16 protein-coding genes and 4 tRNA genes are annotated in these 14,587 nt (G+C 67.2%); 12 read left to right on the top strand and 8 right to left on the bottom strand.

What is annotated here, in order from left to right:
- Positions 1-27: 27 nt before the first annotated feature.
- The 3 genes from AB0N61_RS05715 to AB0N61_RS05705 all read right to left on the bottom strand — a co-directional run bounded on the left by AB0N61_RS05715 (position 28) and on the right by AB0N61_RS05705 (position 321).
- Positions 28-99 (bottom strand) — tRNA-Val (locus tag AB0N61_RS05715).
- A 25-nt stretch (positions 100-124) separates the two neighbouring features.
- Positions 125-195 (bottom strand) — tRNA-Cys (locus AB0N61_RS05710).
- 53 nt (positions 196-248) lie between these two features.
- Positions 249-321: transfer RNA gene (locus AB0N61_RS05705), tRNA-Gly, on the bottom strand.
- A gap of 152 nt (positions 322-473) precedes the next feature.
- Here AB0N61_RS05705 and AB0N61_RS05700 point away from each other — a divergent pair.
- The 7 genes from AB0N61_RS05700 (at position 474) to AB0N61_RS05670 (ending at position 5,331) form a co-directional block, all read left to right on the top strand.
- Positions 474-549 (top strand) — tRNA-Val (locus tag AB0N61_RS05700).
- Between the two features lie 178 nt (positions 550-727).
- Entirely contained in the window at positions 728-1,189 is a 462-nt protein-coding gene (locus AB0N61_RS05695; RefSeq protein ID WP_363362386.1) for a hypothetical protein, read from the top strand.
- The gene (locus tag AB0N61_RS05690; RefSeq protein ID WP_363362384.1) at positions 1,186-2,391 is read left to right on the top strand and encodes a zinc-dependent alcohol dehydrogenase; all 1,206 of its coding nucleotides are present in this window, start codon (positions 1,186-1,188) and stop codon (positions 2,389-2,391) included. Before AB0N61_RS05695 ends, AB0N61_RS05690 begins: the two co-directional genes overlap by 4 nt.
- Before the next feature lie 63 nt (positions 2,392-2,454).
- Positions 2,455-3,615 carry a glutathione-independent formaldehyde dehydrogenase gene (locus AB0N61_RS05685; RefSeq protein ID WP_363362382.1) on the top strand — a complete coding sequence of 387 codons (1,161 nt, stop codon included), beginning with the start codon at positions 2,455-2,457 and terminating at the stop codon, positions 3,613-3,615.
- 1 nt (position 3,616) lies between these two features.
- Complete coding sequence (locus AB0N61_RS05680; RefSeq protein WP_363362380.1) at positions 3,617-4,174, top strand: type 1 glutamine amidotransferase domain-containing protein; 558 nt, start codon at positions 3,617-3,619, stop codon at positions 4,172-4,174.
- 28 nt (positions 4,175-4,202) lie between these two features.
- A complete protein-coding gene (locus AB0N61_RS05675; protein WP_363362378.1) occupies positions 4,203-4,898 on the top strand; it encodes a TMEM175 family protein in 696 nt (231 codons plus the stop codon).
- Between the two features lie 10 nt (positions 4,899-4,908).
- Complete coding sequence (locus AB0N61_RS05670) at positions 4,909-5,331, top strand: GIY-YIG nuclease family protein (RefSeq protein WP_363362377.1); 423 nt, start codon at positions 4,909-4,911, stop codon at positions 5,329-5,331.
- Positions 5,332-5,401: 70 nt separating this feature from the next.
- Here AB0N61_RS05670 and AB0N61_RS05665 read toward each other — a convergent pair whose 3' ends face one another.
- From AB0N61_RS05665 to zapE, 4 genes are all read right to left on the bottom strand, one after another.
- Complete coding sequence (locus AB0N61_RS05665; RefSeq protein ID WP_363362376.1) at positions 5,402-5,785, bottom strand: SPW repeat protein; 384 nt, start codon at positions 5,783-5,785, stop codon at positions 5,402-5,404.
- 92 nt (positions 5,786-5,877) lie between these two features.
- Positions 5,878-6,456 carry a type II toxin-antitoxin system PemK/MazF family toxin gene (locus tag AB0N61_RS05660; RefSeq protein WP_363362374.1) on the bottom strand — a complete coding sequence of 193 codons (579 nt, stop codon included), beginning with the start codon at positions 6,454-6,456 and terminating at the stop codon, positions 5,878-5,880.
- Positions 6,457-6,476: 20 nt separating this feature from the next.
- A complete protein-coding gene (locus AB0N61_RS05655; protein WP_167943384.1) occupies positions 6,477-7,715 on the bottom strand; it encodes an ammonium transporter in 1,239 nt (412 codons plus the stop codon).
- 115 nt (positions 7,716-7,830) lie between these two features.
- On the bottom strand, positions 7,831-8,880 hold the full coding sequence (gene zapE / locus AB0N61_RS05650) for a cell division protein ZapE (RefSeq protein ID WP_363362372.1): 1,050 nt from the start codon (positions 8,878-8,880) through the stop codon (positions 7,831-7,833).
- 146 nt (positions 8,881-9,026) lie between these two features.
- On the opposite strand from zapE, the gene AB0N61_RS05645 reads away from it, so the two are divergent.
- Together AB0N61_RS05645 and AB0N61_RS05640 are read left to right on the top strand one after the other, a co-directional pair.
- Positions 9,027-9,920, top strand: coding sequence for a sulfurtransferase (locus tag AB0N61_RS05645; RefSeq protein ID WP_363362370.1), 894 nt, complete (start codon positions 9,027-9,029; stop codon positions 9,918-9,920).
- 19 nt (positions 9,921-9,939) lie between these two features.
- Complete coding sequence (locus tag AB0N61_RS05640; protein ID WP_363362369.1) at positions 9,940-10,371, top strand: SufE family protein; 432 nt, start codon at positions 9,940-9,942, stop codon at positions 10,369-10,371.
- Here AB0N61_RS05640 and AB0N61_RS05635 read toward each other — a convergent pair.
- The gene (locus AB0N61_RS05635) at positions 10,343-11,509 is read right to left on the bottom strand and encodes an alpha/beta fold hydrolase (RefSeq protein WP_363362368.1); all 1,167 of its coding nucleotides are present in this window, start codon (positions 11,507-11,509) and stop codon (positions 10,343-10,345) included. The two genes, AB0N61_RS05640 and AB0N61_RS05635, sit on opposite strands and share 29 nt — an antisense overlap.
- A gap of 25 nt (positions 11,510-11,534) precedes the next feature.
- Here AB0N61_RS05635 and AB0N61_RS05630 point away from each other — a divergent pair, with 25 nt between their 5' ends.
- The 3 genes from AB0N61_RS05630 (at position 11,535) to AB0N61_RS05620 (ending at position 14,581) form a co-directional block, all read left to right on the top strand.
- The gene (locus tag AB0N61_RS05630) at positions 11,535-12,116 is read left to right on the top strand and encodes a DUF3000 domain-containing protein (RefSeq protein WP_167943219.1); all 582 of its coding nucleotides are present in this window, start codon (positions 11,535-11,537) and stop codon (positions 12,114-12,116) included.
- Positions 12,109-13,302, top strand: coding sequence for an HRDC domain-containing protein (locus AB0N61_RS05625; protein WP_363362367.1), 1,194 nt, complete (start codon positions 12,109-12,111; stop codon positions 13,300-13,302). Before AB0N61_RS05630 ends, AB0N61_RS05625 begins: the two co-directional genes overlap by 8 nt.
- Before the next feature lie 73 nt (positions 13,303-13,375).
- Positions 13,376-14,581: a thiolase family protein gene (locus AB0N61_RS05620; protein ID WP_363362365.1), complete on the top strand. Its 1,206-nt coding sequence runs from the start codon at positions 13,376-13,378 to the stop codon at positions 14,579-14,581.
- The last annotated feature ends 6 nt before the right edge of the window (positions 14,582-14,587 follow it).

The raw sequence follows: 14,587 nt of genomic DNA, 5'->3' as shown, positions 1-14,587 counted from the left end.
CCCCCGGAGAACCGGGGGTTTTGTCTGTGCGCGATACTGGGATCGAACCAGTGACCTCTTCCGTGTCAGGGAAGCGCGCTACCGCTGCGCCAATCGCGCCCGTTGGGGCTATTCAGTTACTGAGAGGTGGCGACGGGATTCGAACCCGTGTAAACGGCTTTGCAGGCCGGTGCCTAGCCGCTCGGCCACGCCACCGTGTGGATTGACCCCACGTGCCGAAGGCCTTCCGAAGAAGGCCCCTGCACTTGAGCGGATGACGAGACTCGAACTCGCGACCCCAACCTTGGCAAGGTTGTGCGCTACCAACTGCGCTACATCCGCGTTGTTCCCGGTTGTTGTCCCGGGCACTTATGAAACATTAGCCGATGATCGGCGACTGGCCAAACCGGAACCGAATCTCGCGCGTGTCTCCCCGTGTGGTCAACTTCGCCTCCGACCGTCCGGTAGTATCGGTTGACGTACCCCACGGGTATGGGCGATTGGCGCAGTTGGTAGCGCGCTTCCTTCACACGGAAGAGGTCATCGGTTCGAGTCCGGTATCGCCCACCACATCAGCCCCGCGACCTCCACGGTTCGCGGGGCTTTCTGCATCTGTAGCGGCATTGTCCTCCCCGGCACGTGATCTGTGAAGACCCTCTGACGACTTCCGGGCACCTCGTCACGATGAGCGGGCTCAGTCGAGGGCGAGTCCGCACAGGGCATCACCCTCCCGGATGAAGGAGGAGACATGGGCGTGAAGACCGCGGTTTCTGTAGCCGCAGCAGGCGTCGCTGCCGGACTGGTGGCGAGGTCGCTGGTGCGCGAGCGACGGGAGGCCGACGGCGACGGCCGGCATCCGGAGGGGTGGAAGGCGGTGACGATCCTCGGCGATCCCGCGGCCTTCTCCGCCGACCTTCCCGCGTCCCTCGGAACCATCTCCGGAGCGCTCGAGATGCGCGTCGGCCCCGCACCCGGCGATAAGGGGTTCGAGGTGCATGCGCGAGTGCGCGAGAACGCCGACACCGCGGTGTTCGGCGACGACGACCCGGATCAGGCGCTTCGTGCCGCCCTGCGCGATGCGAAGCAGCTCTTCGAGACCGGTGAGATCCTGCGGCGCACGCCGAGACCGCACGGGCACCGACCCACCACGCTGTTCGGCGCCGTGGTCGACACGGCAGAAGACGATGCGAAAGGCGAGGGTGTGCTGTGAAGGCTCTGTGTTGGACCGGGGTGAACAAGCTCGCGGTCGAGACCGTCGACGATCCGTCGATCCTCAACGATCAGGACATCATCGTCCGCGTGATCCTCACGACCTCGTGCGGATCCGACCTCCATCTCCTCGGCGGCTACGTGCCCACCATGAGGGCAGGCGATGTCCTCGGCCACGAGTTCATCGGCGAGGTGGTCGAGACCGGATCTGCGGTGACGCGGCACAGGGTGGGCGACCGCGTGGTGGTCTGCTCGTTCATCAGCTGCGGCAGATGCTGGTACTGCAAGAACGAGCTGTACTCGCTCTGCGACAACGGCAACCCGAACGCCGGGATCCCGGAGATGCTGTGGGGACAGGCTCCCGGCGGATGCTACGGCTACTCCCACGCGCTGGGTGGATGGGCCGGAAGCCACGCCGAGTTCATCCGGGTGCCGTACGCCGACCAGGGGGCCTTCCCGGTGCCTGACGGAGTGAGCGACGAGAGAGCGCTGTTCGCCTCCGACGCGGCACCCACAGGGTGGATGGGGGCCGATATCGGTGGCGTGCGACCGGGTGATACGGTCGCCGTCTGGGGTGCCGGGGGTGTCGGCCAGATGGCGGCGCGCGCAGCGCTTCTGCTCGGCGCCGAGCGTGTCGTCGTGATCGATCGATACCAGGAGCGCCTCGCGCAGGTGGAGCAGGTGATCGGTGCGGAGACGATGAACTACGAGACCAGCGAGGTCTCGGCGGAGCTCCGCGAGCTCACCGGTGGTCGAGGGCCTGACGTGTGCATCGAGGCGGTCGGGATGGAAGCGCACAGCGACCGGATCGACTTCGCCTACGACCAGGTCAAGCAGCAGCTTCGCCTGCAGACCGACCGGCCGACCGCCGTACGCGAGGCGATCTTCTCGGCACGGAAGGGTGGCAGCGTCTTCGTGCTCGGTGTGTTCGGCGGGTTCGTCGACAAGTTCCCCCTGGGCCCCCTCATGAACAAGGGACTCACGCTCCGCTCGGCGCAACAGCACGGACACCGATACATCCCGATGCTGTTGGAGCGCATGTCACGCGGCGAACTGGTGACCGAGCACCTGGCCACTCACGTGATGCCGCTCGACGAGGCGCCCGACGGCTACGCGATGTTCAAGGACAAGACCGACGGATGCGTCCGAGCGGTCTTCCGGCCCGGGGCTCCGTCCGGCCGTGTCGACGAGGGAACGAGGTGACCGACCCCACACCGCTCCCCCGGATGACCCTGCAGCTTCGCATCTTTGAAAGGACCAGGAACAATGAGAGCAGTCGTCTACGAAGGCCCGCGCACCGTCAGCGTCACCGACGTGCCGGACGCCCGGATCGAACGACCCACGGACGTACTCGTCCGCATCACCACCACGAACATCTGCGGATCCGATCTGCACATGTACGAAGGCAGGACCAGTTTCGAGACAGGTCGCTGGTTCGGCCATGAGAACCTCGGCGAGGTCATAGAAGTCGGCGATGGCGTCGACAAGGTGAAGGTCGGCGACTATGTGGCGATCCCCTTCAACGTCGCGTGCGGGCACTGCAAGAACTGCGAGCGGGGGTTCACCAACTACTGCCTGACCGCACAGCCCGAACCGGCGTGGGCTGGTGCCGCGTACGGCTTCGCCGACATGGGGCCGTGGGCCGGCGGTCAGGCCGAGCTCCTGCGCGTGCCGTGGGGGGACTTCAACTGTCTGAGGCTGGGAGAGGACGCCCAGGAGAAGCAGACCGACTACGTGATGCTCGCGGACATCTTCCCGACCGGCTATCACGCCACCGAGCTCACCCACGTGAAGCCCGGAGACCAGACGGTCATCTACGGCGCAGGACCGGTGGGCTTCATGGCCGCCTACTCCGCCATCCTCAAGGGGGCGGGGAAGGTCATGGTCGTCGACCGGCATCCCGATCGGCTTCGCAAGATCGAGGAGATCGGCGCGATCCCGATCGACGACTCCGCGGTCGACCCGGTCGAGGCCGTCACCGAGATGACGATGGGCCTCGGGGCGGACAACGGCTGCGAGTGCGTCGGCTATCAGGCCCACGACCCCGACGGCAACGAGGATCCGACCCTGACGCTGAACCGGCTGGTGAAGTCGGTGCGGTTCACCGGAGAGATCGGCGTCGTCGGAGTGTTCATCCCGCAGGATCCCGGTGCGTCGGATGAGCTGGCGAAACAGGGCAAGGTGGCCTTCGACTTCGGGGAGTTCTGGTTCCGCGGGCAGAAGCTCGGAAGCGGCCAATGCCCCGTCAAGAAGTACAACAGGCCGCTGCGCGACCTCATCGCCGGCGGCAAGGCGACGCCCTCGCGCATCGTCAGCCACGAGCTGTCTCTCGAGGACGCGCCAGACGCCTACGAGCACTTCGACAAGCGCGATGACGGTTGGACCAAGGTCGTTCTCCACCCGGATCTCGCAGCGAAGGAGTCGTGACATGGCAGACACGCTGAGCGGTCGCCGGATCGCGATCCTGGCCGCGGACGGCGTCGAGAGGGTGGAGCTGGAGCAGCCCCGTCAGGCCCTCGATGACGCCGGCGCCTCGACGGTCCTGCTCTCCATCAGTACCGGGACGATCGCGGCGCGCAACAACGACCTCGAGGATGCCGGCGACTTCGCCGTCGATCGACAGGTCGAAGGCGCGACGCCGGACGAGTTCGACGCGCTCCTCCTCCCCGGAGGCACGGTCAACCCCGACAAGCTCCGAACGGATGCCGCTGCAGTGGCGTTCGTGCGGGACTTCGTCGACTCGGGCAAGCCCGTCGCGGCGATCTGCCACGGTCCGTGGACCCTGGCCGAAGCCGACCGGGTCCGCGGCCGCCGCCTCACGTCGTGGCCGAGCATCCGCACCGATCTGCGCAACGCGGGGGCGGAGGTCGTAGACGAGGTCGTGGTCACAGACGGCGCGCTCACCACCAGCCGGTCACCCGATGACCTGCCGGCGTTCTGTGAGTGCATCGTCCAGGAGTTCGCCGCGCCGCAGTCAGCCGACTGACCGGCGACAGAGGATGAAGGGTGAGACGATGGCGACAGGTCGCGATTCCGCAGACGACGCTCGCACGAGTTCGACGGTCCGGTCGGATCCCGCGCGCGCGGTCGCATTCAGCGACGCGATCATCGCCATCGTCATCACCCTCCTCGTCCTCGACCTGCGTCCGCCCGACACCGAGCCTGGCGGACTGCTCCCTGCGCTGCTCGATGAATGGCCGACCTATCTGGCCTACGCCGGCTCCTACGTGTATCTCGCCGTCATCTGGCTGAACCACAAGGCCGCCTTCACGCGGATCCGCGAGATGGACCGCGGCCTGCAGTGGGCCAACCTCGGCATCCTCGCCACTCTCGCCCTCGTGCCCTGGCCCACCGCCGTGGTCGCCGAGACCGCCAGGACGGGCGATCTGACGAACGAGCGCGTCGCGGTGGCGCTCTATGCCCTGGTCGGTGCCCTGATGTGCTCCTCCTGGCTGGTCTTCTTCGCCTACCTGGCGAGACACCCCGACCTCACGAAGCAGGAGGTCGACGACGCGTACTTCGCACGAGAGCGGCCGCGCGCCTTCATCGGCGTCGTCCTCTACCTCGTCGCCGGCATGGCGGGGGTCTTCATCCACCCCCTGGTCGCCTCGGCGATCTTCCTGCTGCTGCCGGCGTTCTACGGCCTCACCAGCCATGGCCACGACCAGCGTCCGGCACTCGCAGGCCCGGGTGTCGGTGGTGGCGCCTAGCCTCGGGAGGGTGACCAGCCCGCCGCTCCCCGATCCGTGTCTGCTCTGCGGCCGGACCGACGGACGTCGGCTCGACGCGGTGCTCGTGTGCGCCTGGTGCGGCTGGCGCGTCGGAGACGTCCCCGACCACGACCTCCCCCGGCCCGTCATCGAGGTCGTCTACTACATCCGCTACGACCGTCGAGTGAAGATCGGCACCAGCCGACGCCCTCGTCAGCGGCTCTCGAGCATCCGTCACGACGAGCTGCTCGCGTTCGAGCGGGGTGGTCGCGATCTCGAACAGGCACGTCATCGCGAGTTCGCGGCCATACGCGAAGGCGGCGAGTGGTTCACGCTGACGCCGCAGCTGGGGGCGCATATCGCGACGCTTCAGACTGTTCCCGACCCGTGGCAGCTGCATGCCCGCTGGATCGCGGAGGGGCTGTGGATGTGACCGCGCTCTGCGAGGCACAGCGCTGAGGCCCCGCACGGTACGGATACCGTGCGAGGCCTCAGGGTCTTCATCAGGCTCGTGCCGAGGCCTTGACCTTCGCGGGCTGCGGCTGCGAGAACAGCACGACGATGATCACGGCGACGCCCACGACCACGTGCGGCACCCACACGTTCGGGGCCTCGGTCGAGAAGCCGAAGATCCACGGCGAGAGCGCCAGGAACAGGCTGGCCACGATGTCAAAGACGAGGTGGACGGGCATCGGGATGAAGCCGAAGGGGCCCCATTCGTACTTGGTGAACAGGCTGTACACGATGAGACCGACGCCGAGGACGATCGGGATGATGACGGCGGGGCCGCCGACGTTGGCGAAGCCGAACAGCCACGGAGCAGCGATCAGTGCGACGCCGACGACGTAGTCGAGAATTCCGTGGACCTTGGTGGGGATGAAACGCATGATTCCTCCTGTGGTGTCGTCGCGTCCTGCGACTCACAGATGGTTCGCAGCGGTCGTCGAAACGGATTGCGACGATCACACAGCTCGGATACTCAGGCGCTCGTCCAGCCGTATCGGCGCATCAGGGCGGAGGCGACCCTGCCGTAGCGCGAGCGGTCGAGAACCGCGGCCTCCCGTCGCAGCCCGGTCTCATGAACGCTGTAGAGCTGCTCGATGTCGACCCACGATTCCCGGCCCTGCGAATCCCAACCGCCGGACCCGATCGACAGGTAGTCGCGGTCGCCGTCGTGCGCCTTGCTCGTCATCCGCACCGCGTAGACGCGCTCACGGGATTCGCGCCCGATCACGAGCACCGGTCGGTCCTTGCCTCGACCGTCGTTCTCCTCGTAGGGCACCCAGGTCCAGATGATCTCGCCGGCGTCCGGAGCGTCGTCCCGATCGGGCGCGTAGCCGATGCGGAGGTCATGGATCCGGTCGGGATCGACTCGCACCGTCTCGGTACCCCGGGAAGCCTGACGCGTGTCAGATGAAGCGGAGCGCACCTCCGATGAGGTGCGCAGACGCGAGACCGGGCGTCTCGGACGATCGTTCGTCCGAGACGCCCGGTCAGATCCCAGTGCTGTGAAGAGGATCTCCGCGAGTCGTGCCAGGATGCCGTTGGTAGTGCTCACACGGTCACCCTAACCGCAGTTCAGGCGTCGGCCAGCGCGTAGCCCTCCTCGCCGTGGACGACCTGGTCGACACCGGCGATCTCGTCTTCGCTCGTGATGCGGAACCCGATCGTCTTCTCGATCGCGAATCCGATGATGAAGGCGACGACGAACGAGTAGATCAGCACGCCGAGGGCAGCGATCGCCTGGACGGCGAGCTGGCGCACATCGCCTCCGACGAACAGGCCGGTCTCGGTCGCGAAGAAGCCGAGGTAGAGCGTTCCGATGAGGCCACCCACGAGGTGGATGCCGACCACGTCGAGCGAGTCGTCGAAGCCGAGGCGGAACTTCATCTCGACGGCCAGTGCGCAGACGATACCGGCGACGGCACCGAGCAGGAGCGACCATCCGGGGGTCAGGTTCGCGCACGCCGGGGTGATGGCGACGAGACCGGCGACCGCGCCGGAAGCGGCGCCGACCGAGGTGGCCTTGCCGTCCTTGATGCGCTCGATGAGGATCCAGCCGAGGATCGCCGCTGCGGTCGCGCCGAGCGTGTTGAGACCGATCAGTCCGACCCCGCCCATGTCTTCGGCGAGCCACTCCGCGCCGGCGTTGAATCCGAACCAGCCGAACCACAGCAGGGCCGCGCCGAGCAGCGTCAGCGGCACGTTGTGCGGCTTGAGGATGCCCTTCTGGAATCCGATGCGCTTGCCCAGGACGATCGCGAGGGCGAGCGCAGCGGCACCGGCGTTGATGTGCACCGCGGTACCACCGGCGTAGTCGATCACGCCGATGCCGCTGTCCTCACCGAACAGCGTGGTGCCGAGGTTCATGATCCAGCCGCCGCCCCAGACCCATGCAGCGACGGGGAAGTATCCGACCGTGGCGAAGACGCCGGCGAAGATCAACCAGCTGCCGAACTTGGCGCGGTCGGCGATGGCGCCGGAGATCAGGGCGACGGTGATGATCGCGAAGGTCGCGCCGTACGCGACTCCGAGAAGCGCGACGTTCGATCCCTCACCGGCCGCGAGGCTCGAGAGTCCGAAGTCGGCGAACGGGTTGCCTGCGAAGGCGGTGGGGCTGTCGACGGCGCTCATCGAGAATCCGAAGAGGATCCAGAGAACGGCGACGAGGCCGATCGAGCCGAAGCTCATCATCATCATGCTGACGACGCTCTTGGCCTTGACGAGACCACCGTAGAAGAAGGCGACGCCGGGCGTCATGAGCAGAACGAGGGCGGTCGCGGTGATCGCCCAGGAGATGTTGCCTGGAGCATCCATAGTCAAACCTCACATTCGGGAAACTGAGAGCTTCAGTGTGACGAGGCCCGATTTCCGGAATGCGTGAGGTTTGTTGCAGCGACGTTACAGGGGCGCCGCGTGTGTGAACACTGCGTTACGCGACACTGCGATCCGCGTGTGTAAGTGCATTGAGTCTGGAGACAGCGCGCAGGTATTTCTTGCGATATCCCCCGTTCAGCATCTCTTCTGCGAACACCTGGTCGAGGCTCACACCGGTGGCGACGATGGGGATCTGCGCGTCGTACACGCGGTCGACGAATGCGACGAAGCGCAGCGCCTCGGACTGATCGGTCAAGACGTGCACATCGCGCAGGCCGACGAGATCGAGCTCGGCGATGATCCGCAGGTATCGCGAGGGGTGCACGCGGGCCAGGTGACGGATCACGTCCGCGAAGGAGTCGTCGGATGCGGTCCCCCGGACGGCGCCCTCCTCGACGGCACGGGCGTAGGCGTCGTCCTCGCTCACCACGGCGTGCCCGTCGAGCGCACGCTGGCGGAAGTCGACGCCGTCGATGCGGATCGTCTGGAAGCTGTCGGCCATCGCGTGGATCTCACGGAGGAAGTCCTGCGCCGCGAAGCGCCCCTCGCCCAGTGCGTTCGGCGGAGTGTTGGAGGTGGCGGCGAGCTTCGTGCCGGTCGGCACCAGTTCGCCGATGAGTCGGGTCATCACCATGGTGTCGCCCGGGTCGTCGAGCTCGAATTCGTCGATGCACAGCAGGTCGGCGCCCTTGAGCAGGTCGACCGTGTTCTTGTACCCGAGCGCACCGACCAGAGCGGTGTACTCGATGAACGAGCCGAAGTACTTCCTGCGCGCGGGCATGGCGTGATAGATCGAAGCCAGCAGGTGAGTCTTGCCGACGCCGAATCCTCCGTCGAGGTACACGCCCGGCTTCGTCTCCGGCTCCTTCTTCGCTCTGCTGAAGAACCCGCCGCGTTTGGGCGGAGCACCTCGTCCGGCGAACCGGATGAGCGTCTCCTTCGCATCCTCCTGCGACGGGTACGCCGCGTCCGCACGGTAGCTCTCGAAGGTCGCGTCATCGAATTGCGGCGGCGGCACGAGACTGGCCAGCATCTCGGGACCGGTGACGGTCGGCTGTCGCTCTGTCAGGTGCACGATGCCCGTGCGGCTGGGCGTGTCGGTCATCACGGTCCTGTGTCGGGGGCGCACCTGTGTCGAAGTCTTACGAATCGGGTGCAGGGCGCACGGCGTGGATCTATCGTCGAAGTGTCGGCTCCACATTACGCCGTCGCCCCCTGCATCATCGCCGCTCACCGTCTGAGGAGATCCCTGTGGCCATCGAGTTCGACACCACTTCGTCAAAGTTCGCCGAGTACGCCGAGCCCGGACGCCTCGTGACCACCGAGTGGCTGGCAGAGCGCCTCGGCACCCCCGGCCTGGTCGTGGTGGAATCAGACGAGGACGTGCTGCTCTACGAGACGGGCCACATCCCGGGCGCCGTGAAGGTCGACTGGCACACCGAGCTCAACGACCCCGTGGTGCGCGACTACGTCGACGGCGAGGGCTTCGCGAAGCTGCTCAGCAGCAAGGGCATTTCCCGCGACGACACCGTCGTGATCTACGGCGACAAGAACAACTGGTGGGCCGCCTACGCCCTGTGGGTCTTCTCTCTGTTCGGGCACGCAGACGTCCGACTGCTCGACGGGGGACGCGACCGCTGGATCTCCGAGGGACGCGAGATCACCCGGGACGCCCCGCATATCACACCGACGGAGTATCCCGTGGTCGAGCGCGACGACTCCGCGATTCGCGCCTACAAGGAGGACGTCCTCGCCCACCTCGGCAACCCTCTGATCGATGTGCGCTCCCCGGAGGAGTACAGCGGTGAGCGCACCACGGCGCCGGCCTACCCCGAAGAGGGAGCACTGCGCGCCGGACACATCCCGACCGCCCAGAGCGTTCCGTGGGCGAAGGCCGTCGCGGAGGACGGCGGCTTCCGGTCGCGCGCTGAGCTCGACGCGATCTATCGTGACGGGGCCGGACTCTCCGACGACGACGCGGTGGTCGCGTACTGCCGGATCGGAGAGCGCTCCAGCCACACCTGGTTCGTGCTCAAGCACCTGCTCGGGTTCGAGAACGTCCGCAACTACGACGGCTCGTGGACCGAATGGGGCAGCGCGGTGCGTGTTCCGATCGTGACGGGCGCGGAGCCCGGATCCCTCTGATCGTGTGAGAATGACAGGGATGAGCACCTCGCACGTTCCTGACACCCTCGCCGAGATCCGCGACGGATTCCTCGAGACCCCCGAGGCGGATCGACTGCTGCTCCTGCTGGAGTATTCGGACGAGCTGCCCGAGGTCTCCGAGGAGGTCACGAACCATCCCGAGATGTGCGAACGCGTCGCGGAATGCCAGTCGCCGGTCTACATCTACGTCGAGGTGGCTGACGGAGTGGTGACGATGCACGCCACCGCTCCCCCGGAGGCACCCACCACGCGCGGATTCGCGAGCATCCTCGTGCAGGGCATCTCAGGACTCACGCCTGACGAGGTCCTCGCGATCCCCGACGACTATCCGCAGTCGATCGGCCTCACCCGCGCGGTGTCGCCGTTGCGCATCGGCGGGATGACGGGCATGCTGATGCGCGCTAAGAAGCAGGTCGCGCAGAAGCGCTGAGACCCTGTGCTGCGAGCCATCCGGTGATGGCGTCGCTCCAGCCCGCCTGGTCGTAGTTCCAGATCTTGGTGTGCCGCGCGACGGTGAACCGGGGCATCGTCACGAGGTCGGGACGCGCCGTCGCGAGTGCGCGCGACGCGTCGGCCGGGACGAACCCATCGTCCTCGCTGTGCAGGATGAGGGTGGGCACCGACAGCTCGTCGGCGCGCGCGACCATGTCGAGGCTGTCGAACGGGATCGCGTTCTCCGCCCCGCTGAGACGCGCGGTGATCGGGACGGACAGCGCGCCCATGGCCAGATCCGGCAACGGCGCGTGCACGCCGGCCTGCCGCGCCTGGAAACGCAGCACGCTGCGCCAGTCGATCACCGGTGACTCGAGGATGAGGCCGGCTATGCGGTCGCGGTTGCCCGAGTTCAGAGCGGTCTGCATCGCGACGGCTCCGCCCATCGACCATCCCATCAGGATGACCCGATCAGCGCCGTGTCGGAGCGCGTAGGACACGGCCGCGTCCACGTCGCGCCATTCGGCGGCGCCCAGGGCGTACGCACCGCTCCTGCTGCGCGGAGCCTCACCGTCATTGCGGTAGGAGACGACGAGGTTCGGGAGTCCTGCCGCCTGCAGGACGGGAACAGCTCGAAGGCACTCCGCACGCGTCACTCCGCGGCCGTGCACCTGGATGACCCACGTGGAGGAGTCGCCGGGGAACAGCCACGCAGGGCAGGGTCCGGCCGGCGAGCCGATGAGCACGTTCTGCCAAGGCAGATGGAGCTCGCCGGGAGTGGAGTAGTACCACCCGCTGAACGCGGCGTTCCGGTCGACGCGGGCACCGGGTTCGATCTGCGTCAGCAGCTTGCGCCGCACGGTGGTCGCATCGGCGCTCAGCACGGCGCCGAGCTTGACGTAGCCGTACGTGCCCGAGGTGAAGAGACCGTATCGCCCCGGCAGCTCGGTGTCGCGCGTCCGCGTGAGTTCGATCGTCTGTGCCCCGGTGTCGACGGCGAGGATCTCATCGTTCGCGGGTCGCTTCGCCGGCATGACGACGCGACGCGCGACGCTGAAGACGAGCAGAGCCGACGCCGTCCCCAGAGCGAGCAGAGCAGGGACAAGGAGTGCAACGGCGTGCCTGAGACTCTTCATCGCTTCCTGACTCTAGCCTGTTGCCGTGACCGCACACCCCGATGCCGGGACGATCTTCGACGCCGCCGTGGCCGAACTGCGCGACATCGCCTTCCGCTCAGACATCACCATTCGCGAGATAGCGACGCCGCAGGGCCTCGCTCCGCATGCCCTCGCGCTCGCAGCAGACGTACGCCCGGGCGACGATGGCGAGTCAGCATACGGGACCGGACGCTTCGTGCTCCTGCATGACCCGGACAACCCCGCGGCATGGAACGGCGACTGGCGGATCGTGATCTTCGCGCAGGCACCGCTCGAGACGGAGATCGGCACGGATCCCCTGCTCGCCGATGTCACCTGGTCGTGGCTCGTCGATGCGCTCGACTCCAGGGGGGCCGGGTATCACTCCGCGTCCGGCACGTCGACCAAGACCCTGTCCAAGGGGTTCGGAGGGCTCGCGGACGAAGGAGACGGGGCACAGATAGAGTTGAGGGCGTCCTGGACACCCGAGGGCCCCTTCACACCCCATGTCGAGGCCTGGGTCGAACTGGTCGGGATGCTGGCGGGTCTTCCGCCCGGTTCTGAGGGCATCGCCGTTATCGGCGCGCGAAAGGCAGCACGTGACTGAGTACTCCGTGATCTCCGACGTCTCGGAGTTCCATGCGGCATGCGCCGCACTGGCCGCAGGCACAGGGCCTGTCGCCGTCGACGTCGAGAGGGCATCCGGATTCCGCTACTCCCAGCGGGCGTATCTCGTGCAGGTGTTCCGCCGCGACGCGGGCGTGTTCCTGTTCGACCCTCCTGCCCTGGGTGACTTCAGTCCCCTGCAACAGGCCATCGGTGACGCCCTCTGGGTGTTCCATGCAGCCAGCCAGGACCTTCCGTCTCTCCGCGAACTCGATCTGCTCCCCCAGACGATCTTCGACACCGAGCTCGCCTCGCGCCTGCTGGGTCATGACCGTGTCGGTCTCGCCGCCGTCGTGGAGAGCACTCTGGGCATCACGCTCAAGAAGGAGCACTCCGCGGCGGACTGGTCGACCAGACCCCTGCCCGCCGCATGGCTCGAGTATGCGGCGCTCGATGTGCTGCACCTCATCGACGTCTACGAGGCGCTGGAAGCGGAGCTCGAGGAGCAGGGCAAGACGGAGTTCGCGGCCGAGGAGTTCGCGGCCACGCTCGCTCGACTGCCGAAGCCGCCTCGCGAAGACCCGTGGCGTCGGCTCAGCGGGCTGCATCAGGTGCGCGGCGCCCGCAACCTCGCGGTCGCCCGCTCGCTGTGGCAGGCGCGCGAGAGCTTCGCCCAGGATCAGGACGTCTCCCCCGGCCGCCTCGTGCCCGATCGCTCTCTGATCGCGGCGGTGCTCGCGAACCCGCAGAGCAAGCAGGCACTCGCGGGCATCAAGGACTTCCAGGGCCGAGCGAGCCGCACCCAGCTCGACCGCTGGTGGCAGGCGATGGTCGACGGACGGTCCACCGAGGAGCTTCCGCGGGAGCGGGTTCCCAGTGACACGCTGCCGCCGCCGCGGGCCTGGGCAGATCGCAATCCGGAGGCCGACGCGCGACTCAAGGCCGCGCGGCCGGTCGTCGAGGCCACAGCCGACGAGCTCGGGATGCCGACGGAGAATCTGCTGACCCCCGATCATCTGCGCCGTGTGGCGTGGGATGTGCCCGGAACGACAGCGGAGGCCATCGGCCAGGCGCTCGCCGCACTCGGCGCCCGCCCCTGGCAGATTGCACAGACTGCACAGAAGATCGCAGACGCCTTTGTAGAGGCAGCGCAAACGCCTGACGAGGCGTCCAGCCCGGCTTCGTAGGTTCGATCCAACCGATTCCTCCCGGTTTCCGGCCCTCCATAGACTGAGGCCACCGCACAAACTTGGAGGCAGAGTGGCCGAGATCTCGGACGTCTTCTTCGTCGATGGAGTGCGCACCCCCTTCGGGCGCGCCGGCGAAAAAGGCATGTACTGGAACACCCGCGCTGATGACCTCGCCGTCAAGGCGACCATCGGCCTCATGGAGCGGAACGCAGCCGTTCCGGCCGACCGCATCGACGACGTGGCCATCGCCGCGACGAGCCAGACCGGAGACCAGGGCCTGACCCTCGGACGCTCCGTGGCGATCCTCGCCGGACTCCCGCAGACGGTGCCGGGACTCGCGGTCGAGCGCATGTGCGCCGGGGCGATGACCAGCGTCACGACCATGGGAGCATCGATCGGAGTCGGCATGTACGACTTCGCTCTCGCCGGCGGTGTGGAGCACATGGGACACCACCCGATCGGCGGCAACGCCGACCCGAACCCGCGGTTCGTCGCGGAGAAGATGGTCGATCCGGGCGCATTGAACATGGGCGTCACGGCCGAGCGCATCTTCGACCGCTTCCCGCACCTCACCAAGGAGCGCTCGGACCGGTTCGGCATGCTCAGCCAGCACAAGGTGCAGGCCGCGTACGACGCCGGCAAGATCCAGCCGGACCTCGTGTCTGTCGCCACCAAGACGGCCGACGGCGCGTGGGGGCTCGCGACAGAGGACGAAGGTCGCCGTCCGCAGACCACGATGGAGGATCTCGCGGCGCTCAAGACGCCGTTCCGCCCGCACGGCCGGGTGACCGCCGGAACGTCGTCTCCGCTGACCGACGGAGCGACGATGTCGCTGCTCGCCGGAGGCGGCGCGGTGAAGGAGTTCGGTCTCGCCCCGAAGATGCGCATGGTCTCGTTCGCCTTCGCCGGCGTGCAGCCGGAGATCATGGGGATCGGCCCGATCCCCTCGACGGAGAAGGCGCTCAAGAAAGCCGGTCTCACGATCGCCGACATCGGCCTGTTCGAGTTGAACGAGGCGTTCGCCATCCAGGTGATCTCGCTCCTCGACCACTTCGGCATCGCCGACGACGACCCTCGGGTCAACCAGTGGGGCGGCGCGATCGCGCTCGGGCACCCGCTCGCGGCATCCGGCGTGCGTCTGATGATCCAGCTCGCGGCGCAGTTCGCCGAGCGACCCGATGTGCGCTACGGCCTGACGGCCATGTGCGTCGGTCTCGGGCAGGGCGGCTCGGTCATCTGGGAGAACCCGCACTTCGACGGCAAGAAGAGGAAGTAAGCGCCG

This window comes from Microbacterium sp. NPDC089320, from assembly GCF_040684875.1.
Classification (GTDB): domain Bacteria; phylum Actinomycetota; class Actinomycetes; order Actinomycetales; family Microbacteriaceae; genus Microbacterium.
The sequence above is the reverse complement of the archived record's forward strand: the minus strand, read 5'-3'. Positions and strand labels throughout refer to the sequence as shown.

What these genes read in the sequence shown, in the direction of transcription:
- AB0N61_RS05680 (WP_363362380.1), top strand. Translation starts at nt 3,617, where the DNA reads ATGGCAGACACGCTGAGCGGTCGCCGGATCGCGATCCTGGCCGCGGAC.
- AB0N61_RS05655 (WP_167943384.1), bottom strand. Translation starts at nt 7,715, where the DNA reads ATGGATGCTCCAGGCAACATCTCCTGGGCGATCACCGCGACCGCCCTC.
- AB0N61_RS05665 (WP_363362376.1), bottom strand. Translation starts at nt 5,785, where the DNA reads ATGCGTTTCATCCCCACCAAGGTCCACGGAATTCTCGACTACGTCGTC.
- AB0N61_RS05675 (WP_363362378.1), top strand. Translation starts at nt 4,203, where the DNA reads ATGGCGACAGGTCGCGATTCCGCAGACGACGCTCGCACGAGTTCGACG.
- AB0N61_RS05695 (WP_363362386.1), top strand. Translation starts at nt 728, where the DNA reads ATGGGCGTGAAGACCGCGGTTTCTGTAGCCGCAGCAGGCGTCGCTGCC.
- AB0N61_RS05635 (WP_363362368.1), bottom strand. Translation starts at nt 11,509, where the DNA reads ATGAAGAGTCTCAGGCACGCCGTTGCACTCCTTGTCCCTGCTCTGCTC.
- zapE (WP_363362372.1), bottom strand. Translation starts at nt 8,880, where the DNA reads ATGACCGACACGCCCAGCCGCACGGGCATCGTGCACCTGACAGAGCGA.
- AB0N61_RS05685 (WP_363362382.1), top strand. Translation starts at nt 2,455, where the DNA reads ATGAGAGCAGTCGTCTACGAAGGCCCGCGCACCGTCAGCGTCACCGAC.
- AB0N61_RS05640 (WP_363362369.1), top strand. Translation starts at nt 9,940, where the DNA reads ATGAGCACCTCGCACGTTCCTGACACCCTCGCCGAGATCCGCGACGGA.